Below are 1,091 nucleotides of genomic sequence, written 5' to 3'. Positions count from 1 at the left end.
CAAAAGATGTGTGTCGAGGCGAAAAAATTCTGGGGCTGCTGCGCATCCCATCGGGGATAAATCCCCTCGCCACAAAAGCGATGAAACCAGACAGCGGGCGGATGTCGTGGATCCGTCCGCCGCCTGTATTGCTCCTTTGGGTTAACCGCGTTCCAGCGCCAGCGCCACACCCTGACCGCCGCCGATGCACAAGGTCGCCAGACCTTTTTTTCGCATCACGCTTGAGCATCTCGTGCAGCAAGGTCACCAGCACCCGGCAGCCCGACGCACCGATCGGGTGACCGAGGGCGATGGCGCCGCCGTTGACGTTGACCTTGTCCAGATCCCATTGCAGATCCTTGGCCACCGCCAGTGATTGTGCGGCGAAGGCTTCGTTGGCTTCGATCAGGTCCAGTTGGCCGATGTTCCAGCCTGCCTTGTCCAGGCAGCGACGGGTGGCCGAGACCGGACCGATGCCCATGATCGCCGGGTCCACGCCCGCATTGGCGTAAGCCGCAATTTTCGCCAGCACCGGCAGGCCCAGAGCCTTGGCTTTCTCGGCGCTCATCAGGATGACGGCGGCGGCGCCGTCGTTCAGCGACGAAGCGTTGCCGGCGGTGACGCTGCCATCCTTCTTGAACGCCGGACGCAGTTTGGCCAGCGATTCGGCGGTGGTGTCGCCGCGTGGTTGTTCATCGACCTTGAACGCGACCGGATCCCCTTTGCGCTGCGGGATCAGGATCGGGGTGATTTCATCGACGAAGCGCCCGGCTTCGATGGCAGCCGCCGCTTTGCGCTGCGAGGCCGCGGCGAAGGCGTCCTGCTGCTCGCGGCTGATCTCATATTTATCGACCAGATTCTCGGCGGTGATGCCCATGTGGTAATCGTTGAACGCATCCCACAGGCCATCGCTGATCATGGTGTCGACGATTTGCGCGTGACCCATGCGCAGACCGGTGCGAGCACCCGGCATCACATAGTTGGACAGGCTCATGTTCTCCTGACCGCCCGCGATGATCACCTCGCATCGCCACAACGGATCGCCTGCGCGCCCAGGTGCAGGGCTTTGAGGCCCGAGCCACAGACCTTGTTCAGGGTCATGGCCGGCACGG

1 pseudogene is annotated in these 1,091 nt (G+C 63.0%); it reads right to left on the bottom strand.

Going from position 1 to position 1,091, the window contains the following annotated elements:
• Positions 1-141: 141 nt before the first annotated feature.
• A pseudogene (locus HT737_RS19905) lies at positions 142-1,091 on the bottom strand (acetyl-CoA C-acyltransferase); the annotation flags it as partial.

Source organism: Pseudomonas sp. MD195_PC81_125 (genome assembly GCF_014060985.1).
Classification (GTDB): domain Bacteria; phylum Pseudomonadota; class Gammaproteobacteria; order Pseudomonadales; family Pseudomonadaceae; genus Aquipseudomonas; species Aquipseudomonas parakoreensis.
Note: the sequence above shows the minus strand (reverse complement) of the source record. Positions and strands in the feature narration are given on the sequence as shown.